We start from the raw sequence: 23,659 nt of genomic DNA, 5'->3' as shown, positions 1-23,659 counted from the left end.
TTGATGCAATGTCTGGTGCCGCTGCTGCAAGACTGGGAATGGGCTCTATGATCTTCGGATTGCTCATCTATTTATTTTATGGATACTGTATGTATAAAATATTTCAGAAAGCGGGAAGAGAAGATGCATGGGCAGCTTTTGTTCCGATCTATCATATCATTGTACTGCTGGATATTGTTAAAAAGCCGATCTGGTGGTTCATCTTATTCCTAATCCCTTTCGTTAACCTTTATGCCTCATGGGTGGTTAATGACAGATTAGCAAAAGCTTTTGGAAAAGATACCCCGGTTTATACCATTCTTTTGTTTTTCTTCGGCTTTATTTTCGTCCCGGTTCTTGGTTTCAGTAACGATAAATACGATAGTAGCAGAATCCCAAATGATCAGTAAGTAATAAAAATAATACAAGACTTCAGCAATGGAGTCTTTTTTTTGTGTTTTACTCTGTAGTTGAAAATAATTAATATCGTAATTCTGAAAAATGAATTTTGCGAAAAAATTACAAAAAATCCTTATTTAGAGAGATATTATAGTAAAAATGTATTTAAAAATATTGTATTGGTGAAGCTTTTTCTGTGTCATAAGTATTTATATTAAAATAAAAAATTAACATTTATTAAGATTTTATTATTTTTGCTCAATTTTAATAACCATGATGAAAATTTTAGTTATAGGTGCTCTGTCTACTGCCTCTATATATTTCGCACAAACCTATCCGGTTTCTGCCATCCCAGAAAACTTAAAGAAAAATGCTGATGTTGTGGTCAGAAAGGACTTTACAACAGTTCTAATCAATAAAATCGATGAAATTAAATACCAATACAATACAGTAACGACAGTTTTAAATAAAGATGGTGATTCTAAAGCACTCATTTATATCCCCTACAAAAAAGGAGATAACATTTCTGATGTGAAAGTTACTGTTTATGATGAATCCGGGAAAAAAGTAAAAAGTTTTTCAAAATCTGATTTTGGAGACTTTGCTAATAATGCTCAAGGCGTTTTTTATTCAGATAACAGGATTTTAGCATTGTCTTATACTTCCGCCTATTATCCGTACACCGTTGATTTTTCTTACCAAAGAACAGATGAGAATACCATTTTCATTCCTGATTTTGTGCCTTTTTCTTCTCCAAACGAATCTTTGGAAGAAGCCCAGTTTAAAATAATCAATAAATCCGGGATTGACCTCAGAACCAAAACCTATCCGTCAAAATATAATTACACCTCAGTTTCTATTGCAGATAATGGGAATGAAAAGACCTATTCCTACAAGAATGTTCCGGCTATTGATGATGTCCTTATGCTACCTAAGCCTGAAAAAATATTACCGAAAGTAAGTTTTGCTCTGTCTAAATTCAATCTGGAAGGTAAGCAGGGAACTCTGAACAACTGGACAGATTTTGGAACCTGGTATTATACTAATCTTGTGGAGCCGGTTTCTGCATCTACTCCTGCAATTAAAGCTGAGGTAGCTGCCTTGAAACTCGCAGGGTCAACAGAGGATAAAGTAAAGAAACTATATCAGTATATGCAGTCGAAAACCAGGTATATATTTGTAGGGCTGGGAATAGGAGGGTGGCTTCCTATGTTTCCTGAGGAAGTACAAAAAAAAGGGTATGGAGACTGTAAAGGACTGACCAATTATATGAAAACCTTGCTGAATGAGGCAGGAATTCCATCGCATTATTGTGTCATCAATTCAAGCTCATCCCAGATTTCCTTTGATCCGGACTTTCCATCGATGGGAGGAAATCATGCGATTCTGATGGTGCCCACTGAAAAAGGAAATATCTGGCTGGAAAATACGTCACAGCAGACTGCCTTTAACCATTTAGATTACTCGACTACGGATAGAAATGTTCTTGCTGTAACCAAAAAAGGAATTGAACTTATCAATACTCCAACATACACAGCCGAGCAAAATAGAGAAAAACAGATCTTAAAAATTAATCTTACGGAAGACAACAGCATCAATGGAGAAATTCAGTTTGCTTACACCGGAAGCCAGTACGATAATAATCTGCCTTATACTTATCTGTCGCCAAAAGAAAGAATTGAAGCAATGAAAAAGAGGTTTGATGTCCTGAATTTTGAAAAAGTGGAAATGAAAGACTTTGTCAACGATAAAGACCATGCAGTAGTAAAATTCACTATGGATTTTAAAGCAAATAATTATTCTAAAACAACAGGGGAGAATTTGATTTTTAGAGCAGTTCCCATTTTTACCAATAATTATTATAAATCAGATGAGAACAGGGAGTTGCCTTTTGAAGTGGGGCAATCCTTTGAAGATGAATATGAAATCGACTTTATCATTCCTAAGAACTATAAAATTGATGAGGTTCCGGAAAATGTGACCGTCAATTCTGAATTTGGAACCTATAAGCTTAGTGTTTTGAAAAACGGAGAATCATTAAAAGTAACCCGATTCATTAAAGTAAACAAAGGAATATTTCCAAAAGAAAAGTATAACGACTATGTCAGCTTCAGAAAAAAGACCTTAAACGGTGATAACTCTAAAATCTTATTGACTAAAATTTAAGCATAATTATGAAAAAAATATTTTTAACAGCCTTCTTTTCAGGAGTTTTGATTGGTGTCAACGGTCAGAAACATGAATTTTTGGATCCTCCCAAATTTGACAATGCTGATTTGACGAAAACAAAGTCCTCTCTTGATGAGAATGCACCTGCAGAAATCATTTATAAATCTGTACATTTTGCGATTGATAATTCAACGGGAGATCTTCGCAAAAATGTTTTTTACAGAGTAAAGATTTATGATAAAGATAAAGCAGAAGACTGGTTGAATCTTGAGATTCCATTGCATAAAAACTCCGCTGGTGATGAAGAGCTTCTGAATAAGATGAAGGCTTTTGTATATAATCTTGAAAATGGTGCTGCAGCAGCAACAAAGGTTGATAAAAGCTCAAAATATAAGAGTAAAGAAAGCAAATATACAACCATAACGAAATTTGCTTTTCCTAATGTAAAAAACGGTTCCGTCATAGAATATCAATATGAAGTTTTATCTCCGTTTTTATATTCAATACCGCAGATTGTCATAGAATCTGATACCCCTTCAAAATATGTGGAATATATTCTGGATTCCCCTTCCTACGTGGCTTACAATGTAAATTATACAGGTTCATTAACTCCAAAATACAGGATGGTAGAGGACAAGACAATGTATGGAACCTTGTTTAAAACGTATAGATTCGCCTACGAAAACCTGAAAGGATTCAAAACGGAAAAATTTGTAAAGAATGACAGGAATTACCGTACAAAAATAAGTGCAGAACTTCATTCTTCCAATTTTGGACAGTTGAAGATGCATTCTTCTTCATGGGAGGAAATCAAAGAAAAACTCTATAAAGACGAAGATTTTGGCGACGAACTCAAAAAAACAAAACTGGCTAAAGAAAATATGCCTGCGACAGTTTCTGGGTTGAAATCTGACGCAGAAAAAGCAGACGCTATCTTTAATTATGTGAAAAATACATTCACCTGGAACAAAGACCGGGGAATCTATACCGAAAACGGAATCAAAAAACTATTAGAAACCAAAACAGGAAATGCTGCTGAAATCAACCTTTTCCTCATCATGATGCTCAGAGAAGCCGGATTGAAAGCAGAGCCGCTTCTTATTTCTACAACAGACAACGGTTTGATCAACCTGGTTTCTCCAAGTATTGTAGGAATGAATTTTGTGATTGCAGCCGTTAAAATAAAGGAAGGATTCAACCTCTATGATGCCACCTCAAAACAGTCTTCTATGAATAATCTTCCCCCTAGAGACTGGAATCAGTACGGTGTGCTCGTCGCTAAAGATAAAGCATTGTTAATGCAGATGGGAAATGCCACAACCAGTTTCAATTACCTTACCACAGAAGCAAAGATCAACGATGACGGCAGTATTTCCGGAACCTATTCAGATAAAGATACCGGTTCATACGCAATGGCTGTCAAAGAAAGTTATGATGAAAATGCTGAAAAATATAAGAAACAGTACAAAGAAAATTATTCAATAGATTTTACAGGAATTGATTCTAAAATTTTGGAAAACGGAGATTTTGAAAGCACCATGAAATTTTCCTCAGACAATCTGATTGATAAAGTAGGAAAGAAAATGATCATCAATCCTATGCTGTTTTTAAGCAAAAGTTCCAACGAATTTGATCAGGCAGATGAAAGAAAATATCCCATCGATTTTATTTCTTCATTTACTAAAGTGAAAAAAGTAATTTTGGAAATACCGGAAGGCTATGTGATAGAAACGATGCCTAAAAATAAAAAAATTGTTACAGATGATAAAGAAATTGAATACAGTTATGTTGCTGAGCAGAAAGGCAACAAACTTGAAGTCATCTCCACTATAAAAACGGCTAGTCCGGATTATCCTAAAGAATATTATCCTGCATTCAAACAGATTTGGGGAACCGCTTCAAAAAGTGAAAATCAGGTCATAAGTCTGGTTAGAAAATCATAAAAATCATTTAGAATTTCATATTAAAAAGAAAATTTGCAAAACCATTCATTTTTTGAATGGTTTTTGCATTACTATCAAAAATTAAAATTATGAAAAATACAATTGCCGTTCTGGCAGTTTCTTCTCTTATTGCTTTATCAGCATGTAAAAAAGGTGAAAATACTGCTGCTGCTGATAAAACAGAAGCCTTGCAGCCTGAAAAACTTGTGGTAGATTCCGTTAAAGTCAATGACTCTGTAAAAATAGCAGATTCTCTCACTGTACGTTTCACTTCCAGAATGCTCGTTTTTCCAACCCTTAAGGACAAGACTCTGCTCGACAGTATTTATTTTCATCATCAGGGAATCAAAGATTTTTCTAAAAAAGGAATCGAAGCTTATCTTGATAAGGATAAAAACGAATATTTCAAGTCCGTTAAAACAGACAGTAAAGACTGGCTTTCAGATATTTCATATGCCCAGAGCTGGTATGCAAATTCTCAAATGAATCTGGTCTCCACTGATCATGATTTTATGCACATCGAATATGTATCCAGTGCCTATCAAGGTGGAGCACATGATAATTTTGGATTTTCAGAAAGGGTTTTTGACCTTAAAAATAATAGAAAACTGGAGCTCAAAGACATCACTTCAATGCCAAAAGACAAACTTGAAGCTTTGTTGATGAAGAATCTCAATAAAGAAAATAGCGGAACAACAGACAGTGACGGGGATGTAAACAATTCTGAAATGCTTTTGGTAGACGTCATTCCGGCCACAAATAATTTTTATTTTGATCAGAAAAACCTGTATTTCCATTACAGTCCTTATGAGATCGCTGCTTTTGCTGCCGGAGATATTGTGATTCCGGTTTCGTGGGACGAACTGAAGGGCACACTGAAAGAAGAATTTAAAGAAAGAATGAAAATAAAGTAAATTAATGCTTCCGGATCAGGAAGCATTTTCTATTTTTGCGGTAATGGAAAAAGCAGCTTTTATCATTAATCCCTTTTCGGCCAAAAAAAATTATCAGCCGTTTCTTGACGAACTTAAAAAAAAGGTTGACAATCCTTTGTATTATATCTCTGAATCTATTCCGGGGACAGATGATTTTATTAAGGAACATTTTGACAAGGTAGATATCTTTGTGGCCATCGGTGGTGACGGAACGATCTCTACCGTAGCCAGGAAACTGATTAATACCGATAAAATTCTGGCCATATTTCCTGCGGGATCAGGGAATGGTTTTTCCAATGAAACTAAATTTAATAAGAATTTAGATGAGCTTCTGGAAAAGATTAAAGCCAAAGCATACAGAAAGATTGATACTTTTACCGTTAATGGGAGACTGTCGATCAACGTTTCAGGAACCGGATTTGATGGAAAAGTAGTCAAAGAGTTTGAAAAAACGAGCCGCGGATTCAAAAATTACATCAAAGTGTCCTTAAAGACATTCTTTAATTATAAACCCATCAAAGTTCAGTTTTTAGATGAAGCTTACCAGCAGTATAACGGAAGATATCTGATGTTGAATATTGCCAATACACGCCAGTTTGGAAATAATGCCTACATTGCTCCCAATGCAAGTAAAAGCGACGGGCTGGTAGATATGGTTCTGGTGAAAAAATTTCCGCTGACCTATTCAGCGCTTTTTGCTTTCAGGATGTTCACCAAAAGATTGAAGGATGATGAATATGTGACCTATCTTCCCGTTTCAGAAATTTCTTTTAAAGTAACCACCAAAAACTGGCATCTTGACGGTGAGTTTAATACAATAGAATCACCTGTGCATGTGAAAGTCTTGCCTGCCAGTCTGAATATTTTAGTGTAGACTAAGGTCATTGCGAGGAGCAAAGCTCCGAAGCAATCTCAAAAAAAGGGAATCATTTTTATTAAAATAACAATTCCCATTCGGTTTTCTTTTGCCTTAAAATAAACTCTTTTTACGAGAAAACTTGAGCCTTTACGCTTAACCAAAGCTAAAATCAACCTTTAGATTTTCGGGAGAATTCTTCCAAAAGTATCAGACCTCCAGTTTCTTCTCAATTTCAGCAGGATGATCAAGACAATACTGTAACTGCTTTTTATCCAGTTGTTTTTCCCAGTTCGCTACGACTACCGTCGCTACAGAATTCCCGATCACATTGGTTAAAGCTCTGCATTCACTCATGAATTTATCGATTCCCAGAATCAAAGTCATCCCCGCGATCGGGATTTCAGGAACAACGGCTAATGTTGCTGCCAATGTCACGAATCCTGCTCCTGTAACTCCTGCGGCACCTTTTGAACTTAACATGGCGACCAAAAGCAGCATCAATTGTTTATCAAGAGGCAAATGGATATTCAGAGCCTGAGCGATAAATAAAGAAGCCAGAGTCATATAAATATTGGTACCGTCCAGATTAAATGAGTATCCGGTAGGAACTACAAGCCCTACAATAGCTCTTGAACAACCCGCTTTTTCAAGCTTTTCCATAATTCCCGGAAGTGCTGATTCTGATGAGCTTGTTCCTAAAACCAATAAAAGTTCCTCTTTCAGATAAAACATCAGCTTAAAAATACTGAATCCATTATACCAAGCTACCGATCCTAAAACGATGACCACAAACAGAATAGAAGTAATATAAAATGTTCCTACCAAAAAGATAAGATTCAATACCGAATGCAGACCATATTTACCGATAGTGAATGCCATCGCACCAAATGCGCCGATCGGTGCCAGCTTCATCAGCATATGAACAATTTTAAAAATCGGTGTAGAAAGATCCTGCAGGAAATCAGTTACTTTCTGGCTTTTTTCTTTGGTTAAAACCAGAGCAACACCCATAAGTATCGCAACCAGAAGAACCTGAAGTATATTTTCACCCACTAGTGGACTGAATAACGTTTCAGGAATGATATTCATGATAAAACCTGTCAGGGTAGTATCATGAGCTTTTTGCTGGTATTGCGAAACATCGCCGGATAGGGTAGCAGGGTCTACATTCAAGCCATGTCCGGGCTGTAAAAGGTTTCCTACAATCAATCCGATAATCAGAGCCAGAGTGGAAAACGTAAAGAAATAAATCATTGCCTTTACTGCGATACGACCTACTTTTTTAAGGTCAGTCATATGAGCAATTCCTAAGGTTAGGGTAATAAAGATCACCGGAGCAATGATCATTTTCACCAATTTAATGAATCCGTCGCCCAGTGGCTTCATTTTTTCACCCAGTTCAGGATAAAACCGTCCTAATAATATACCCGCTGTTATCGCAATAATCACCTGAAAATAAAGCTGCTGGTAGATTGTTTTCGTTTTCAATTTTTTTTAATTTTAAAGACAGGAAATTAAGAATTTTTATCTTAACTCATGGTGAATGTCAGTTTAATTGAAGATTTTAGCAAAGAAAATGATAATAGTAAAAAGAGTTGTTAAAGTAGATTTTGTTATTTTTTAAGGTGTATAATTGATATTTATAGTTTTTATGGGTGATGTGTAGAAATTTTTCCTGTAAAAATTAATTTTAGCTTAATTAATGAAAAATGCTTCGACTTGGCTCAACATGGCAACTTTGATAGTAAGGTGTATTATGATGAGCGAAGTCGAAGCGCAGGTGTTAGAGTTTTATATCTCAATTACTCGACTGCAACAGAATCATCGCCACGGCCATCGGCCACCGCATGGATATTTCCATTGTCGTCCATCAGGATCAGTTCTGTTTTTCCGATGTATTTTATTTTTTCAATCACATAGTTTTTATTTTTAAGCGCTGTGATCGTACTTTCAGGAAAATTATTTTCTACCGTAATCTTTTCCGGAAGCCACTGATGGTGAAATTTTGGTGCATTGACGGAGATATTCGCATTCAGTTTAAAATCTACCACATTGACGATAGACTGGTAAACAGAAGTTGGAATCGTGGTTCCACCCGGTGTTCCAACGACCATATACGGTTTGCCGTTTTTAAGCAGGATCGTTGGAGTCATCGAAGAAAGCATTCTTTTATTAGGCCTGATAGAATTGGCTTCTCCGCCTACAGCTCCAAACATGTTGGGAACTCCAGGTTTAATGGAAAAATCATCCATCTCATTATTAAGAAAGAATCCGGCTCCTGAAACCACCACTTTACTTCCGTAATATCCGTTGAGAGTAGTTGTTACAGAAGCGGTATTTCCATCTTTGTCTATCACAGAAATATGAGTAGTCTGTGTTGATTCATTCGGCTGCGAGATAATTTTTCCAACTTCAGAACTTGGCGTTGCTTTGCTGAAGCTGAAACTTTTCCATCTGTTTTTTAAATAAGCGTCAGAAGTAAGGTAAGCAGTTTTGTCTTCAATGAAGTCGGGGTCACCCATGTATTCTGCCCTGTCTGCAAACGCTCTTCTTTCAGCTTCAGTCATGATCTGTACAGCCTCCGTTGAATTCTGCTGGTATTTTTCAAGGTTTTCATAACCCGCCATTGTCAGCATTTGGGCAAGTAATACTCCTCCGCTTGATGGAAGAGGCATGGTAACCACACGGTTTCCTTTATAATCAAATTCCAGCGGTTTCCTTTCTGCGGTCTTATAATTTTTAAGGTCATCCAGGGTAATGATTCCGTTGCCTTTTTTCATCTCAGAAACCATCAGATTGGCCGTTTTTCCTTCATAAAAACCCTTTTCTCCCTGTTTCTGAATTAATCTTAGCGTTTCAGCCAGTTCTTTCTGAACTAAAATATCGCCGGCTTTCCATGGGGTATCTTTTACAAAAGCGATGGAAGAGGTATTGTTTTTAAGGAATTTCTCTTTATGGGTATTCAGCATTTCGGCTTCCATTTCAGTGATGGCAAATCCTTTTTCCGCCAAATCAATCGCTGGCTGAATGATTTTGTCCATCGGAAGTTTACAATATTTCAGAGTGGCAAAAAAACCGGAAATACTTCCCGGAATACCTACAGCCAGTCTTCCATATTGAGAAAGATCCGTGTTCGCCTTTCCGTTTTTATCTACATACATATCCCGGGACGCCTTTTTCGGAGCTGTTTCCCTGTAGTCGAGTGTAAATTTTTCACCATTATTTTTAACCCCTACCAAAAAACCACCGCCACCGATATTTCCAGCCTGAGGATACACTACAGCGAGAGCGTACTGTGTAGCAACAACAGCATCGTAGGCATTTCCTCCCATTTTCATAATCTGTGTTCCGGCTTCGCTGGCAAGTGGATGGGCAGATACGACCACACCTTTATTTTTTACTTTTACTTCTTTTACAATATTGAAAGCCGTAAACTGAGCCCAGTAGGCATTACCTGCCAACAGAACTGCCGCAATGAAAAACTTCTTCATAAGATTTTGTTTAACACAAAAATAGCTAATTTTTTAATGTAAACAGTTGCAGATTAATCGGGTGGAATATTTACGTCTGATAGTATTAATAGAGAAATAAAAGGTAAGGCAAGGTATGATTGAGAAGTTTTTATGGAATGATCATTATCATTGATTTCTTGTAAATAATACTTCTTTTCTGGCTGATGTGAATACCTGTTTTTTTAGCGCACCTTTTTTATTATGATAAGCTTGATTTTTTTACTTTTGTACAACTCTAAAAAAAATATCTAAAAATGGAATCCTATACGGAAAGAATACTGATTACAGGTGCTCTGGGACAGATCGGCACCGAGTTAACGAACAGACTTGTTGAAATTCACGGAGCTGACAATGTTGTAGCATCAGGACTGGACAGATGGCAGAAGGGAATTACGGCTGCAGGACATTATGAAAGAATGGATGTTATCAACACCCAGCTGGTAAGACAGGTTATTAAAGATTATGAGATCACCACAGTGTATCATTTGGCTTCTCTTTTATCAGGGACTTCGGAAAAACAGCCTGTTTTCGCGTGGAAACTTAATCTTGAGCCTCTTCTTCATTTTTGTGAAATGGCAAAGGAAGGGCTTCTTAAAAAGATCTTCTGGCCAAGTTCTATCGCTGTATTTGGGAAAGGAATTCCGAAACAAAATGTAGCGCAGGATGTTGTTTTAAATCCTACCACAGTGTATGGGATTTCTAAAATGGCTGGAGAAAAATGGTGTGAGTACTATTTCGATAAATATGGAGTAGATGTAAGAAGCATCAGATATCCCGGACTTATTTCATGGAAGACACCCGCAGGAGGTGGAACTACAGATTACGCCGTTGAGATTTTTTATGAAGCGATAGAGGAGGGGAAATATACAAGTTTCATTTCTGAAGATACAGGAATGCCGATGCTTTACATGGATGATGCCATCAATGCAACATTGAAATTAATGGAAGCTCCGAAGGAAAGTCTTACCGTACGTTCGTCTTATAATTTGGGAGGAATGTCATTTACTCCGAAAGAACTCGCAGAAGAAATCAAGAAAGAAATACCGGAATTTACGATCGATTATAAACCTGATTTCAGACAGGCGATTGCAGATTCATGGCCGGCTTCAATTGATGATTCTGTAGCAAAAAAAGACTGGGGACTCACCTACGATTTCGGAATTTCTGAAATGTCAAAAGACATGATCAAGAATCTTAAAGTGAAACTGAATAAAAACTAATTACTTAAAGTTTAAGTTTAGATGTATTTTATTTTAACATATGATTTTTAATTAATTAAATCTATTATCTAAAATTTAATTTAAATGATTTTACTAACTTTTAACATCGTTAATATTGAGGCTGAAGCCAAAAAAAGCCTACAGATTTCTGATGAAGAGAGACTGAAAGTCACCGAGGGCAATACCAAAGCCATTCTTCGGATTTTAGATATTCACGACATAAAAGCAAGTTTTTTTGTAGAGATTTCCATTGCAGAAAAACTTCAGAATTTAATAAAAGCAATTTCATCCAAAGGGCATGAAATTGCTTTTTATAATTTGAATTCAGATCTTCAGGATATTGAAGAAGTCAAAAAAAATATTCAGAGTCTTCTTGAAAAACAGGTAAGAGGAATCAGGCAAAAAGATTTCAAACTCGCTCCGGAAAATTTGAAATTGCTTGAGTTCAATTATGTGTCCAATATCGATCATGCAGATCTCCTTTTTCCATTCAAAAGACTGAAAAGAGATACAGAGATCAACGAACAAAATGGACTGAGTATTGTGCCTGAAAGTATCTCTCCTTATTTTCAATTACCGTATAATGATTTTATGTTTCAGATCTTACCCATGAAATATTATAAGAATATGGTATTTGAAACATTGAAGAATGACGACTTTGTATTAATCTATATTAATTCCTGGCAGTTCACAGATTTTAAGAAATATCAGTTTGACGTGCCCTACTACAGAAGCTTGTTTTCGGGCAAAAAAATGGAGGACAAACTAGATGCCCTCCTTAGCTGGATCAACGAGAATGACATGGCCACTTCGCGTATGAAAGATTATATTTTTTAGCTTGCAGGTGATAGCTTGCAGATCATAGAGATTGCGACGCAGTTTGAAGCGCTGTCTTTTGATTGGGGATTCAGACGTTATTGATGTTGTTACTGGTGTTAATGGTGAATTTTGCTTCGCAAGTGAAAGATGAATTTTTAAGAATAAAGAATAAAGAATAAAGAATCTACTTGACTACTTGTAGCTTTTTAACGAAAAAAAACATTATCTTCAACAGTGATCAGCATTTATCTATTTCATTCTCAAACTTTAAACCCCTAAAACTCATTCTGTGCCAAGCAATTCGTAATTAGCTCAACTCAAAGAGCGTGATTTCAGGCAATACGCCTACTCTTCCCGGATAGCCCAGAACTCCAAAACCTCTGTTGACATACAACATCTTTCCTTCACTCTCATAAAGATCTGCCCATTTTGGATAACGGTACTGTACCGGAGACCATTTGATGTTTTTCAGATCCAAACCGAACTGCATTCCATGGGTGTGTCCCGAAAGGGTAAGATGAATGTTTCCAGGATGTTTTTTGACTACATAATCAAAATGGGTAGGGTCATGACTCATCAGGATTTTAGGAGCAGATTCCGGCACTCCTTTTAAAGCATCATCGATTTTTCCAAATTGAGGGAATGGTTTCAGTCCCCAGTTTTCGACACCGAGAATGTAGAGTTTTTCCCCATTTCTTTCGATGACTCTGTTTTCATTTCTTAGCATATCAAATCCGGCCTGTTTTTCATATTCGATCAGCGTATCCAGGTTTTTCTTCTTAGCATCCGGTGAGGTCCATGTTACGTAATCACCATAATCATGATTTCCCAGGACTGCCAATTTGCCGTCTTTCGCTTTGATTTTTGAAAATAAAGGGATGAAAGGTTTGAATTCGTCCGATACATTATTCACCATGTCCCCGGTGAAAAGCACAAGGTCCGGATTTTGTTCATTAATCAAATCAATAGCGTGCTGAAGCTTGCTTGGATCTGAAAAACTACCGCTGTGAACATCGGAAATCTGGATCACTTTATATCCTTCAAAGCTTTTCGAAAGGCCTGGAATCTTTACTTTTATTCTTCTTACCGTGTGCCTGTACTTTCCAAACGTAATCCCGTCAATAAAAAGAGCAGAAAGAACACCGCCGAGGCCCAATCCTACAATACTCAGGAATTTTCTTCGCTCAGGGAAAAAGTTTTCTTTCGGTTGGGTAAATCCTATTAAATACCCTCCGGTTCTGAAAATATCATCAATTAATAAAAACAGAACTACGAAAATTTTAGGAAGAATGAAGATCAGAAACAACGAGATCATGATTTGAGCCCTCATGGTGCTCCTGTCTGATCGCTGGAAATGAGTTACTTCATAGGCGAAGATTCCGTAAACAGTCAAAGACAGCACCCAGTATCCGAGTCTTACCCAGAAGTTGTCGGTTAATGTTTTGATAGCCTGGTAGATATACATCTCTAGAAAGAGGAAGATAGCGGCAATGATTAAAAAATTTCTCTGCATGATGAATCTAAAAAAAGCACAAAGAATATGTTTCCCTGTGCTTTATATTTTTTATTTATTAAATATTTTAAGGAAATCTGTAAACGATAGCATTGATGTTCATTCCGGCACCTACCGAAGTCATCACAATGTTACCTTTATCTTTAAACGTTTGACCCTCCATTTTTCCTTTAATGATTAAATCATACATTGTAGGAATGGTTGCTACAGAGGTATTTCCAAGGTTCTGAATGGTCATAGGAGAAATGGCATGGTCGTAATCTTTCACATCATAAAGCTTGTGAAGTCTTTCAATCATGGCATAATCCATTTTTGCATTGGCCTGGTGAATCAGGATCTTGTCAATGTCTTCCAGAGAAAGTTGGGCATCTTCAATGGTTTCCTTGATGGCTGAAGGAACATTTTTAAGCGCATATTCATAGATTTTTCGCCCCTGCATTCTTACATAAAGACGTCTCTGATCTACGTTGGCGTTAATAGAAGGTGCATTTTCAAGGTAATTGAGCTCAGGACCGTTATCACAGATCGTATTGCGGGAAATAATCCCTACATTTTCCTGGTCGGTAGCCTGTACAACAACTGCGCCGGCGCCGTCAGCAAAGATCATTCTGTTTCTGTCATGCGGGTCCGTAACACGGCTTAACGTTTCTGCTCCTACCACAAGAATGGTTTTGGCAGCTTTTGCTTTGATCAGATTGTCTGCAAGGATCATGGCTTCCACCCATCCCGGACATCCGAAGATCATATCATAAGTAATGCATTTTCTGTTTTTAATGCCCAGCTTATTTTTTACTCTCGCTGCCATATTCGGCATGAAATTCACATATCCGTCTACAGTAACTTCTCCAAAGTTGCTTGCGTAAATGATATAATCCAGTTCTTCGCCGTCTACTTTTGCATCCTCTAGGGCCGCTTTGGCAGCTTTAGAACCGATCTGTGAATTGGAAAGATCGTCTTCTATAAATCTTCTGTTTTCTATTTCTGTGATTTCTACAAACTTAGCGATGGTTTCTTCAGCAGGTTTTTCAATCTTAACTCCGTCTTCAGTGTAGAATTCAGAATCCATGAAATAATCTCTACCAATAACTCTGTTAGGAATATAGGATCCGGAACCTATAATGATCGTATTCGGCATTCGTTTAAATGATTTTTTAGAGATGCAAAGTTAATAATTAATATTAATAACGAAGAATTAAAAATATTATTAAATTTGCAAAAATTGTACTTTACAAGCGTATGAAAAACAACTCGTCCTTAAAAGGCTTACTTATTGCAGCTGTGGTGTTTATCGTTGCCTTTGGGGTCTACTTCTTTTTCTTAGCCAAGAAAAACTATTTTGTCGTAGACAATCCTACCCCCAATACTTATTATTTTAAGATCAATAACGGTTCCGAAGGAATTATATCAGCAGGACAGTACGTTCATGTAGATGTGAAAAAGGGCAAAAATTCGATCAAGGTTTTCGACCAGAATAAAAAAATGCTCTATGATTCTGCCTTTGAAGTGAATAAGATTCGTGGGCTGATTAACATCGCTCATCAGGATTATTATATTAATGATCAATATTATGGGTACAATCTTAAAAAAGATTCATTACTTTTGGCCCTGGACAAAATCACCATTGACGGAAAAGATTATTTCGGAGGCGCAAAACGCTTCAACAAGCTTTATACTGAGGATTTTTATTACAATGTAGATGAAGATTACGACAAAGTGATCAAAAACATCCAGCAGGTAGAATCAAGATCAAAGATCTTCAGAAAGCAGGATTTCCTAAATTATTACAAAGAATATTACAAGTTTTAAGTTTTGACAAAAGATATTACCAAAGTTACTCCCTATAATTCCGAGGCTACAAAGAAGAGCCAGGTAGAGGATATGTTCGACAATATTGCACCGAAGTATGACCTTCTGAATCATGTTTTATCTATGAAAATTGATGTTTTATGGAGAAATACATTGGTGAAAATGATGAAAAAAGACAACCCGCAGGAAGTGCTTGATGTGGCTACAGGAACGGGAGATTTGGCCATCACCATTGAAAAAGGAACCGATGCGAAAGTAATTGGTTTAGATTTATCACAACAAATGCTGAATGTTGGCGTTATTAAAATAAAAAAACTTAAATTAGACGGCAAAATTTCCATGCAAAAAGGAGATGCAGAAAATTTACCTTTCGAGGACAATAGATTCGATGCTGTTTCCGTTGCATTTGGAGTGAGGAATTTTGAAAACCTTACCAAAGGTTTGGCAGAATTAAGAAGAGTAGTTAAAGATAACAAGAGTGTTTATATACTGGAGTTTTCAAAGGTTGAGGGGTTCTTAGGTCCATTTTATATGTTTTATTTCAGAAACATATTACCTGCCATCGGCAGACTGGTTTCCAAAGATAATAGGGCGTATACATACCTTCCGGATTCTGTAAATGCTTTTCCTTTCGGGGAAAAGATGAAGCAAATTCTTTTAGATACAGGATTTAAGAAAGTAGAATATAAAAAGCTAAGTTTAGGTATAGCCACAATTTATAAAGCAACAAAGTAACCTATGAATAAATTTCTATTAAGAGCACTGGTTTTAGCCTCAGTTAATATTGCAGTTTTTGCAGATGCACAATTCAGAACCCGAAACAGAATGGATAAGTTGGAAGACTTTGACGAGCAGAAATTCAGTTGGGGTTTTTATCTGAACGGCAACAGGCTAGACTACCGTATCGTCCTTCATCCAAGATATGGTGCGGAAGGTAATCAGAATCTTGTTAAATCTAGAGAAAGCTACAGCTTCGGAGCGGGATTGATCGCCAAATGGAGACTGAATGACTATCTTGATTTAAGATTGGAGCCAGGCTTGCAATTTGCTCAAAGGCAGTTGACTTTTAATACCCAGTCTAATGACCAGTACGCTGCTGGAACATTGACTAATCCACCTTTCCTTCCTATTCCTTTAACGGAAAAAGACAAAGTAAGAGAGATCAAATCTACCCTGGTAGATGTTCCTGTTTTGCTGGAACTTCACGGCCAGAGATGGTACAATTCCAGACCTTACATTGCAGCAGGGGTGAATTATATCGTGAACCTTCAGTCCAATTCAGATTCGGAAGATGATAACTTGCAGCAGGTATTCAGATCTACGACGCATAACTTTGCATGGTCTGCTGAATTAGGAATCCAGTTTTATTTCAATAAATTCAAACTTACGCCAGCGGTAAGAGGAACATTCTTCATGAATAACGAGAAAGTAGCAGATAATGCCAACACTCCTCCTTACTGGGCCACAGCAATGTCTACTCTTCAGACCAGAGCGGTCATGTTTGTTTTGAAATTTGAATAACAAATCACAGTAAAAATACAAAAGGAGGTGCTTATGCATCTCCTTTTTGCATACCTGATCAAAATATAGAGACTTTTATTTTTGTTACTGTTATTATTTTTTTACTTTTGCTATTAGTTAGAATATAGAAAACCTGAAATGCTTCAAGATTTAGAAAACAATTTTTCAGAATTAGAAAAAAAGATTTTGATTTTACAAAAGAATTATAAAAATCTTACTGAAAGATTATCAGAATTAAATAATGAGCATGAAGAACTGAAAACGAAATATGATGAGGAAAGAAGAAGAAATCAGGTATTAGCAGAAGAACAAAAAAATATAAAACTTTATTCAGCAATATCAGGGAATCCTGAACACAACAGATTAATGAAAAACCACATCAACCGATTGGTAAAAGAAATTGATTTCTGTATTGCACAGCTTCAAAACAGTGGATTATAATGGATGTAAGAAGAATAACCATCAACATTGCAGGAAGGGTATATCCGCTGAACGTACCGGCCGCAGAGGAAGAAACTCTGCGTAAAGTAGGAAAGCAGATTGAAAATATGATTAAAGATTTTGAACAGAACTTCGATGTAAGAGACAAGCAAGATGCTTTGGCCATGTGCGCCCTGAAACTGGGAACCAATGCTGAAGTAGTTTCTCTCAACTACGAAAAAAATATAAATTCTACCAACGAAAGATTAGTGAAGATTAATCAGTCGCTGAATGAAATTGGGAAATAGATTTTTTTCCCGAAAAACTGCCTACAATAATTCTAACACATTTAAGGTAAACTCAACGCTAAACAATTACCGAGCAAATGTCCGCTGAATGGCGTGCCGGGTCTCCCGGATTACAGACAGTGGAAATCAGTTCAAATCGTGTTGATTAGGAGTTTACTCTCAATCCCTGAATTGTTGTAGGTTTTTTTATTTAATAAGTGTAAGACAATTAAAACTCAATATATATTATGACAACAGCCATTATAGTCGGCGTTATTTGCTTAGTTGTAGGGGCGGTAATAGGGATACTTTTCTCTAAGAGCTCACTCAATACTAAGGCAAAATTTATTGTAGATGATGCAAAGAAAAATGCCGAAAACCTTATAGAAAAAGCGAATGTTCAAGCTGAATCCATAAAGAAAGAAAAGAACCTACAAGCCAAAGAAAAATTTTTGGAGCTGAAATCTCAGCATGATGCAGATATTCAATCCCGTGAGAGAAAAATGCAGGAGATCGAAAAAAGAACCAAAGATAAAGAACACAAGCTTAACGATGAGCTTAGCAAGACCGGAAAACTTGAAAAGGATCTTGACAAACAGATTGCAGATTACGCTAAGAAAAATGAAATCTTAGACAGAAAGCAGCAGGAACTGGAAGTGGCTACCACTAAAAAAGTGGAGATTTTGGAAAAAATCGCTAATTACACTGCAGAAGAAGCTAAAGCAGAATTGGTAGAAACCATGAAAGCAGAAGCTAAAACAAGAGCTCAGGCACACGTGCAGAGTATTATGGAAGAAGCCCAGTTGAATGCTAAGAACGAAGCCAGAAAAATCGTTGTTCAGACCATCCAGAGAATCGGGACAGAACAGGCTATCGAAAATTCAGTATCTGTTTTCAACATTGAATCTGACGAAGTAAAAGGAAGAATCATCGGTAGAGAAGGTAGAAATATCCGTGCGTTAGAAGCGATGACAGGGGTGGAAATTATCGTTGATGATACTCCTGAAGCTATTCTTCTTTCATGTTTCGATCCGGTAAGAAGAGAAATTGCAAGACTATCCCTTCACAGATTGGTAACGGACGGAAGAATCCACCCGGCAAGAATCGAAGAAGTTGTAGAAAAAACAAAAAAACAAATCGAAGAAGAAATCATTGAAGTAGGTAAAAGAACGATCATTGATTTAGGAATCCACGGATTACACCCGGAACTGATCAAGATTGTCGGAAGAATGAAATACCGTTCTTCTTACGGACAAAACCTGTTACAGCACTCAAGAGAAGTAGCCAATATCGCTGCAACAATGGCTGCTGAATTAGGGTTAAACGTAAAATTAGCGAAAAGAGCAGGTCTGTTACACGATATCGGTAAAGTTCCTGAGCAGGAGTCTGAACTTCCTCACGCTTTACTGGGAATGCAGTGGGCTGAAAAATATGGTGAAAACGCAGAAGTTGTTAATGCAATCGGAGCTCACCACGACGAAATTGAAATGAAGTCATTATTATCACCGATCATCCAGGTTGCCGATGCCATCTCAGGAGCAAGACCGGGAGCAAGAAGACAGGTCCTTGAATCCTATATCCAGAGACTGAAAGATCTTGAATCTGCAGCATTAAGTTTCGATGGCGTATCAAGCGCTTATGCGATTCAGGCAGGTAGAGAACTTAGAGTAATGGTAGAAAGTGGAAAGGTAAATGATGAAGTAGCCAACCAGCTATCTTATGACATTTCTGAAAAAATACAGAATGAACTGACGTATCCGGGACAGGTAAAAGTAACGGTTATCAGAGAAACAAGAGCTGTGAATATTGCAAGATAATAACAGAATAAAGATATTGTATAAAAACCTTTCAAGAAATTGAAAGGTTTTTTATTTTTATCAAAACTTAAAAATGCAGGAACTGTCTTTGTCTTCAAAACTGAAGTACATCTTTTCAATCCCCGTTATCATTTCAGCCCTCGGCTATTTTGTAGATATCTATGATCTGCTTTTATTCGGTATCGTAAGAATTCCCAGTTTGAAGGCCTTGGGCCTGAATCCTGATGCAGACGGAACCTTTATTCTGAACTGTCAGATGGTAGGTCTTCTCATCGGAGGAATATTTTGGGGAATCTTTGGAGACAAAAAAGGGAGACTGTCCGTACTTTTCGGTTCCATTCTGGTCTATTCCCTGGCCAATATAGCCTGTGGATTTCTGCCTTATTTCCCAAAAGAGAATCTGGTCTATCAATATGCGGGTTTAAGGTTTATTGCCGGAATAGGACTGGCCGGAGAGCTCGGAGCAGGAATTACGCTGGTTTCTGAAAGTCTGCCAAAGAGTCTGAGGGCGATAGGAACTTCCGTAGTAGCCGGTTTTGGGCTTATGGGTGCTGTTGTAGCCCAATTGACTGTTGAATTGGCTGGCGGATGGAATATTTCCTATATCATCGGAGGAATTATGGGGGTGATGCTTCTCCTGCTCAGAATAAGCGTATCCGAATCAGGTATTTATAAAAATATAGTCCATAAAAATGTTTCCAAAGGAAATTTTCTTTCCTTTTTTACCAATAAAGAACGTCTGGTCCGGTATCTCAAATGTATCGCAGTCGGATTGCCTACATGGTATTGTATAGGGATTCTGGCTGTTTTAGCCAATCAATTTGCTCCTGAATTGGGAATAAAGGATATCAACCCGGGAAAAGCTATTATGTGGGCTTATATAGGTATTTCTGTTGGCGACCTTATGAGTGGTTTTATTTCTCACGCACTGAAATCCCGTAAAATGGCAATTTTTTATATGTTGCTGTTTACCATTGTGGGAGTCGCTATTATGCTTTTCGGAAATACCGATACTGAAACAAAATACTATATGTTCTGTGTCTGGCTCGGCTTAGGAACAGGCTATTGGGCCATGTTTGTGACGCTGGCCGCCGAACAGTTCGGAACCAATATCAGAAATACAGCAACCACTACAGTTCCCAATATGGTAAGAGGTCTTGTACCCGTAATGATTCTGGCCTTTGATCTTTTGAAAAATAATTTTACGGTCATCATCAGTGCAGCCATTGTAGGTATTGTGGTGTTTGGGCTCGCTTTTTATTCATCGCTCACCATTTCGGAAACGCATGACAAAGATCTTGAATTTACTGAGTAATACAACGGTTTGACAGGTGTTGATATTTTCTTAAGCATAAGTAAATGAATAAATTAACATTTTATTGTGCTTTGAATAATTAGTAATTGTTTACTTTTGAAAGTAAAGGAATCTGATTCTATTGTTTAATTAAAATCAAAACATCATGTCACAGGAAATTTTAAAAAGAGCAAAAAAGTTAAAGAAAGATGACCTTAAAAACATTGTTGGGGGAATCTCAGGAGTAACCACTCCGGATCTTTCAAAATGTGGCTGTAGCTGTACAGGAGCAGTGACGGGCCCGTCATATTGTGTAAAATACAAAAAATGTCTGCAGGTAATAACCTGTTAGCGAAAACATTTAAGTAAAACCTTTCGAGTCATTGAAAGGTTTTTTTTAAATTAAAACTTAAAGGTCCCGGAAACACTTCACAGCCTCTTTCAAGAGATCTGTTGTCATCCTCCCCGACGCTGGTTTACATAGCAGTTAAAAAATACCAGGTAATAAAACTGTTTAAGAAATACGATGTTCATCTATTGCGTTATGCTGCAATAAAAGCAATGAAACAGGACTATTATTAAAATTTTAATTAATTATGTTGCGAATAATTAATATTTGTTTAACTTTGGAAGGTAACTAAACGCTATTGTTTAATCTCAAAACTATAACACATGAACATTATGAAAAATGCTAAAAAACTAAAAAAAGCTGATCTTAAAAACATCTCAGGAGGAGGTTTAAATACTTCCGGGACGATCGAAAATCCGAATTTGTCTCTTTGCGGATGTAGCTGCTCAGGTTCCGTTACAGGACCATGGTACTGTGCACAGTACATTGCTTGCCCACAAGTGTATACTTGCAATCAGTCAGCAGTTTAAGAACTATTTCAGTCAGAAGAATAAACATTTCCACATTTAATACGCAAAAGCCTTTTGGACCTTCCAAAAGGTTTTTGTCATTTAACTGATGATATAAATAAGACTTCCTACGCTGATCGTAATCCATAAAATAACAGCAACAGCCAGAGGTTTAACACCTATCGTTTTTAAAGTCTGAACCGACAGAGTAGATCCTATAAAAAATAAAGTAAGATGGAGTCCGGATTTTGCCAAACCAGTCACATAATTGCTCAGATCATCAAAAACAGGACAATAAGTATTGACAAGAATAGCGAGAATAAACCATCCTATAAACCAAGGAATTTTGATTTTCGATTCCTTATTTTTAAAAATAAACATCGTGATCACAGAAACCGGAATGATCCATAAAGCACGGGCCAGTTTTACCGTTGTCGCTATCTTTAGCGCTTCATTTCCGTATTTTCCGGCAGCACCTACTACAGAACTCGTATCATGAATGCCTACCGCGCACCAAAGCCCAAACTGCTCCTGAGACAAATGGAGAACATGTCCGATCGCTGGATAAATAAACAGCGCAATGGAATTTAAGATAAAAATAATAGCAAGTCCCAGTGAAATTTCCTTTGTACTCGGTTTTATAATAGGAGAGATGGCGGCTATAGCACTTCCTCCGCAGATCGCTGTTCCTGCAGAGATCAGATACGCTAATTTATTCTCCAGCTTAAATATTTTCCCTAAAATCGTACCCAGAACCATGACGGTCAATATACTGGCAACCGTTAAAAAGAAGCCCGTTTTTCCTGCCGTTAACGCTTCGTTCAGCTTAAGTCCGAAACCCAGCCCTACAATTGAAATCTGCAGCAGCAGGTGGATATATTGGTGAAGATTTTTTTCAAAAGGGTTACCTATCAAAACAGCCAGGCCAAAGCCCATAATCAGGGCAACCGGAGAAGAAATGAATGAAGTAAGACATACCAGCGCAAGTATTATAAAAATAGTTTTCCGTATCGTTTCATTTTGGAGAAAGCCTGTCATATAATCAATTTTAGACTCCAAAATTCCGAAAAATAGTATTACGAAGTATATCGTATTTTATTATGATGGATAACTTTTAGTTATGGTTTAAGACCTGTAAGTTGCTGTTTTATCATAGGAGAATTTGAGTTTCTAAAGTTTTAGAGTAGATAAGTTTGGATTGGCCAGTTGCTAGTAGAAAATAATACTTTCTTTCGGTAAAAAGCTGTAAATAGTTCAGTAGTATCTTCACTCTTCATTTTTCACTCTTTACTCTTTTTTCTCCACTCTCAAAAATTCACGATTTACTTGCGAAGCAAAATTCACGATGTACATCAATCCTTTCTAAATTCCCGATCAAAAGACAGAATCTCAACCTGCGATCTGCAAACTCATCTCTAACTCCTCACAAATCTCAGAAAAAGCTTAATCATCTCCGATTGTTCTCCCTTTGGAAGAATAAAATGAAAATCTCTTTCAATACTGAAGTTTTTGATATCTACGATGGTAAGGGTATTGTTTTTTAATTCATTCAAAATGCTACTGATCGACAAAAAAGCCATACAATCTGAATGTAGGAGATAATTTTTAATGCTTTCACTGCTTCCCAGCTGCATGACCGTATTCAGTTCTGCAATATTGATCCCTTTTTCCTTTAAACGGTTTTGGATGAATTCCAGAGTTCCCGAGCCTTGTTCACGGAAGATCAGGTGTAAACCATAGAGATCTTTTAAACTTAATGTTTTATGAGCTAGTGGATGATCAGCCTTGGCTGCAAGAACGATTTCATCAGCTTTGAAAATTTTATAGTCAAAAAACGAAGACTGTGATTCTCCCTCAATAATTCCAAGGTCGATCTTTCCTTCCTTGAGCAATTCGGAAATAATTTCTGTATTGTGGGTGATCAGTTCGATCTTAATATCTTTATAATAGCTATTGAATTTGGCCAGTATCTCAGGTAAAACATATTGGGCGACACTGGTACTGGCTCCAATGATCAGTTTCCCCTTATGCTGTTCATTGATCTGGCTGATCTCAAATTCCAGATCCCGGTAGAGATGACGGATCTTTTCTGCATATTCATATAGAACCCGTCCGCTCTGGGTAAGCTGAACAGAAGTGCCTTTTCGGTCAAACAATTTTGTACCAAGTTGACTTTCAATCTCTTTGATGTGTTTGGTTACGGCCGGCTGTGAAATATGCAATTCCTCAGAAGCTTTGGTAAAACTCAGTCTCGATGCAGCCGTATGGAAAACTTTTAATCTGTAGTCAAACATGGAAATAACTTATG

At 37.0% G+C, this 23,659-nt stretch carries 22 protein-coding genes; 16 read left to right on the top strand and 6 right to left on the bottom strand.

Annotation, left to right across the window (positions count from 1 at the left end; all coding sequences use genetic code 11):
- Positions 1 to 8: 8 nt before the first annotated feature.
- The 5 genes from BUC06_RS15770 to BUC06_RS15750 all read left to right on the top strand — a co-directional run bounded on the left by BUC06_RS15770 (position 9) and on the right by BUC06_RS15750 (position 6,299).
- Positions 9 to 389, top strand: coding sequence for a DUF5684 domain-containing protein (locus tag BUC06_RS15770; protein ID WP_073334978.1), 381 nt, complete (start codon positions 9 to 11; stop codon positions 387 to 389).
- Between the two features lie 262 nt (positions 390 to 651).
- The gene (locus BUC06_RS15765) at positions 652 to 2,544 is read left to right on the top strand and encodes a DUF3857 domain-containing protein (protein WP_073334977.1); all 1,893 of its coding nucleotides are present in this window, start codon (positions 652 to 654) and stop codon (positions 2,542 to 2,544) included.
- A gap of 8 nt (positions 2,545 to 2,552) precedes the next feature.
- On the top strand, positions 2,553 to 4,490 hold the full coding sequence (locus tag BUC06_RS15760; protein WP_073334976.1) for a transglutaminase-like domain-containing protein: 1,938 nt from the start codon (positions 2,553 to 2,555) through the stop codon (positions 4,488 to 4,490).
- An 89-nt stretch (positions 4,491 to 4,579) separates the two neighbouring features.
- On the top strand, positions 4,580 to 5,404 hold the full coding sequence (locus BUC06_RS15755) for an RsiV family protein (RefSeq protein WP_073335084.1): 825 nt from the start codon (positions 4,580 to 4,582) through the stop codon (positions 5,402 to 5,404).
- Positions 5,405 to 5,447: 43 nt separating this feature from the next.
- Positions 5,448 to 6,299 carry a diacylglycerol/lipid kinase family protein gene (locus tag BUC06_RS15750; RefSeq protein ID WP_073335083.1) on the top strand — a complete coding sequence of 284 codons (852 nt, stop codon included), beginning with the start codon at positions 5,448 to 5,450 and terminating at the stop codon, positions 6,297 to 6,299.
- Between the two features lie 192 nt (positions 6,300 to 6,491).
- Here the strand turns inward: BUC06_RS15750 and BUC06_RS15745 are convergent, their stop codons facing one another.
- Positions 6,492 to 7,772, bottom strand: coding sequence for a dicarboxylate/amino acid:cation symporter (locus tag BUC06_RS15745; RefSeq protein ID WP_073334975.1), 1,281 nt, complete (start codon positions 7,770 to 7,772; stop codon positions 6,492 to 6,494).
- A gap of 314 nt (positions 7,773 to 8,086) precedes the next feature.
- Positions 8,087 to 9,775, bottom strand: coding sequence for a gamma-glutamyltransferase (gene ggt / locus BUC06_RS15740; protein ID WP_073334974.1), 1,689 nt, complete (start codon positions 9,773 to 9,775; stop codon positions 8,087 to 8,089).
- 275 nt (positions 9,776 to 10,050) lie between these two features.
- On the opposite strand from ggt, the gene BUC06_RS15735 reads away from it, so the two are divergent.
- Positions 10,051 to 11,016, top strand: a complete 966-nt coding sequence (locus BUC06_RS15735; protein ID WP_073334973.1) for an NAD-dependent epimerase/dehydratase family protein — start codon at positions 10,051 to 10,053, stop codon at positions 11,014 to 11,016.
- An 84-nt stretch (positions 11,017 to 11,100) separates the two neighbouring features.
- Entirely contained in the window at positions 11,101 to 11,853 is a 753-nt protein-coding gene (locus BUC06_RS15730) for a polysaccharide deacetylase family protein (RefSeq protein ID WP_073334972.1), read from the top strand.
- 289 nt (positions 11,854 to 12,142) lie between these two features.
- Here BUC06_RS15730 and BUC06_RS15725 read toward each other — a convergent pair whose 3' ends face one another.
- Positions 12,143 to 13,348 carry a metallophosphoesterase gene (locus tag BUC06_RS15725; RefSeq protein ID WP_073334971.1) on the bottom strand — a complete coding sequence of 402 codons (1,206 nt, stop codon included), beginning with the start codon at positions 13,346 to 13,348 and terminating at the stop codon, positions 12,143 to 12,145.
- Positions 13,349 to 13,415: 67 nt separating this feature from the next.
- Positions 13,416 to 14,483 carry a 3-oxoacyl-ACP synthase III family protein gene (locus BUC06_RS15720; protein WP_073334970.1) on the bottom strand — a complete coding sequence of 356 codons (1,068 nt, stop codon included), beginning with the start codon at positions 14,481 to 14,483 and terminating at the stop codon, positions 13,416 to 13,418.
- 101 nt (positions 14,484 to 14,584) lie between these two features.
- Between BUC06_RS15720 and BUC06_RS15715 the strand changes: the two genes are divergently transcribed.
- The 9 genes from BUC06_RS15715 to BUC06_RS15675 all read left to right on the top strand — a co-directional run bounded on the left by BUC06_RS15715 (position 14,585) and on the right by BUC06_RS15675 (position 21,372).
- Entirely contained in the window at positions 14,585 to 15,154 is a 570-nt protein-coding gene (locus BUC06_RS15715; protein ID WP_073334969.1) for a hypothetical protein, read from the top strand.
- 3 nt (positions 15,155 to 15,157) lie between these two features.
- Positions 15,158 to 15,889 carry a bifunctional demethylmenaquinone methyltransferase/2-methoxy-6-polyprenyl-1,4-benzoquinol methylase UbiE gene (ubiE, locus tag BUC06_RS15710; protein ID WP_034743381.1) on the top strand — a complete coding sequence of 244 codons (732 nt, stop codon included), beginning with the start codon at positions 15,158 to 15,160 and terminating at the stop codon, positions 15,887 to 15,889.
- Positions 15,890 to 15,892: 3 nt separating this feature from the next.
- On the top strand, positions 15,893 to 16,675 hold the full coding sequence (gene porT / locus BUC06_RS15705; RefSeq protein WP_073334968.1) for a type IX secretion/gliding motility protein PorT/SprT: 783 nt from the start codon (positions 15,893 to 15,895) through the stop codon (positions 16,673 to 16,675).
- 138 nt (positions 16,676 to 16,813) lie between these two features.
- Positions 16,814 to 17,116 (top strand): hypothetical protein, encoded by a 303-nt coding sequence (locus BUC06_RS15700; RefSeq protein ID WP_073334967.1) that lies wholly within the window; start codon positions 16,814 to 16,816, stop codon positions 17,114 to 17,116.
- Positions 17,116 to 17,403, top strand: a complete 288-nt coding sequence (locus BUC06_RS15695; protein WP_034743389.1) for a cell division protein ZapA — start codon at positions 17,116 to 17,118, stop codon at positions 17,401 to 17,403. Before BUC06_RS15700 ends, BUC06_RS15695 begins: the two co-directional genes overlap by 1 nt.
- Before the next feature lie 227 nt (positions 17,404 to 17,630).
- Positions 17,631 to 19,199, top strand: coding sequence for a ribonuclease Y (rny, locus tag BUC06_RS15690; protein WP_073334966.1), 1,569 nt, complete (start codon positions 17,631 to 17,633; stop codon positions 19,197 to 19,199).
- Positions 19,200 to 19,272: 73 nt separating this feature from the next.
- Positions 19,273 to 20,514 carry an MFS transporter gene (locus tag BUC06_RS15685; RefSeq protein ID WP_073334965.1) on the top strand — a complete coding sequence of 414 codons (1,242 nt, stop codon included), beginning with the start codon at positions 19,273 to 19,275 and terminating at the stop codon, positions 20,512 to 20,514.
- 145 nt (positions 20,515 to 20,659) lie between these two features.
- Complete coding sequence (locus tag BUC06_RS15680) at positions 20,660 to 20,845, top strand: hypothetical protein (protein ID WP_073334964.1); 186 nt, start codon at positions 20,660 to 20,662, stop codon at positions 20,843 to 20,845.
- A gap of 320 nt (positions 20,846 to 21,165) precedes the next feature.
- Positions 21,166 to 21,372, top strand: a complete 207-nt coding sequence (locus BUC06_RS15675) for a hypothetical protein (RefSeq protein WP_073334963.1) — start codon at positions 21,166 to 21,168, stop codon at positions 21,370 to 21,372.
- 81 nt (positions 21,373 to 21,453) lie between these two features.
- On the opposite strand, the gene BUC06_RS15670 is transcribed toward BUC06_RS15675, so the two are convergent.
- Together BUC06_RS15670 and BUC06_RS15665 are read right to left on the bottom strand one after the other, a co-directional pair.
- Complete coding sequence (locus BUC06_RS15670) at positions 21,454 to 22,389, bottom strand: YeiH family protein (RefSeq protein WP_073334962.1); 936 nt, start codon at positions 22,387 to 22,389, stop codon at positions 21,454 to 21,456.
- Positions 22,390 to 22,766: 377 nt separating this feature from the next.
- Positions 22,767 to 23,645, bottom strand: coding sequence for a LysR family transcriptional regulator (locus BUC06_RS15665; RefSeq protein ID WP_073334961.1), 879 nt, complete (start codon positions 23,643 to 23,645; stop codon positions 22,767 to 22,769).
- Positions 23,646 to 23,659: the final 14 nt, after the last annotated feature.

It is taken from the genome of Chryseobacterium carnipullorum, from assembly GCF_900142785.1.
GTDB lineage: Bacteria > Bacteroidota > Bacteroidia > Flavobacteriales > Weeksellaceae > Chryseobacterium > Chryseobacterium carnipullorum.
Note: the sequence above shows the minus strand (reverse complement) of the source record. Positions and strands in the feature narration are given on the sequence as shown.

Excerpts from the sequence above, each read along its gene's own strand:
- BUC06_RS15670 (WP_073334962.1), bottom strand. The coding sequence starts at position 22,389 with ATGACAGGCTTTCTCCAAAATGAAACGATACGGAAAACTATTTTTATA.
- BUC06_RS15730 (WP_073334972.1), top strand. The coding sequence starts at position 11,101 with ATGATTTTACTAACTTTTAACATCGTTAATATTGAGGCTGAAGCCAAA.
- rny (WP_073334966.1), top strand. The coding sequence starts at position 17,631 with ATGACAACAGCCATTATAGTCGGCGTTATTTGCTTAGTTGTAGGGGCG.
- BUC06_RS15700 (WP_073334967.1), top strand. The coding sequence starts at position 16,814 with ATGCTTCAAGATTTAGAAAACAATTTTTCAGAATTAGAAAAAAAGATT.
- BUC06_RS15755 (WP_073335084.1), top strand. The coding sequence starts at position 4,580 with ATGAAAAATACAATTGCCGTTCTGGCAGTTTCTTCTCTTATTGCTTTA.
- porT (WP_073334968.1), top strand. The coding sequence starts at position 15,893 with ATGAATAAATTTCTATTAAGAGCACTGGTTTTAGCCTCAGTTAATATT.
- BUC06_RS15750 (WP_073335083.1), top strand. The coding sequence starts at position 5,448 with ATGGAAAAAGCAGCTTTTATCATTAATCCCTTTTCGGCCAAAAAAAAT.
- BUC06_RS15675 (WP_073334963.1), top strand. The coding sequence starts at position 21,166 with ATGAACATTATGAAAAATGCTAAAAAACTAAAAAAAGCTGATCTTAAA.
- BUC06_RS15770 (WP_073334978.1), top strand. The coding sequence starts at position 9 with ATGTCTGGTGCCGCTGCTGCAAGACTGGGAATGGGCTCTATGATCTTC.
- BUC06_RS15680 (WP_073334964.1), top strand. The coding sequence starts at position 20,660 with ATGTCACAGGAAATTTTAAAAAGAGCAAAAAAGTTAAAGAAAGATGAC.
- BUC06_RS15765 (WP_073334977.1), top strand. The coding sequence starts at position 652 with ATGATGAAAATTTTAGTTATAGGTGCTCTGTCTACTGCCTCTATATAT.
- BUC06_RS15725 (WP_073334971.1), bottom strand. The coding sequence starts at position 13,348 with ATGCAGAGAAATTTTTTAATCATTGCCGCTATCTTCCTCTTTCTAGAG.
- BUC06_RS15665 (WP_073334961.1), bottom strand. The coding sequence starts at position 23,645 with ATGTTTGACTACAGATTAAAAGTTTTCCATACGGCTGCATCGAGACTG.
- ggt (WP_073334974.1), bottom strand. The coding sequence starts at position 9,775 with ATGAAGAAGTTTTTCATTGCGGCAGTTCTGTTGGCAGGTAATGCCTAC.
- BUC06_RS15760 (WP_073334976.1), top strand. The coding sequence starts at position 2,553 with ATGAAAAAAATATTTTTAACAGCCTTCTTTTCAGGAGTTTTGATTGGT.
- BUC06_RS15720 (WP_073334970.1), bottom strand. The coding sequence starts at position 14,483 with ATGCCGAATACGATCATTATAGGTTCCGGATCCTATATTCCTAACAGA.
- BUC06_RS15695 (WP_034743389.1), top strand. The coding sequence starts at position 17,116 with ATGGATGTAAGAAGAATAACCATCAACATTGCAGGAAGGGTATATCCG.
- BUC06_RS15735 (WP_073334973.1), top strand. The coding sequence starts at position 10,051 with ATGGAATCCTATACGGAAAGAATACTGATTACAGGTGCTCTGGGACAG.
- BUC06_RS15685 (WP_073334965.1), top strand. The coding sequence starts at position 19,273 with ATGCAGGAACTGTCTTTGTCTTCAAAACTGAAGTACATCTTTTCAATC.
- BUC06_RS15715 (WP_073334969.1), top strand. The coding sequence starts at position 14,585 with ATGAAAAACAACTCGTCCTTAAAAGGCTTACTTATTGCAGCTGTGGTG.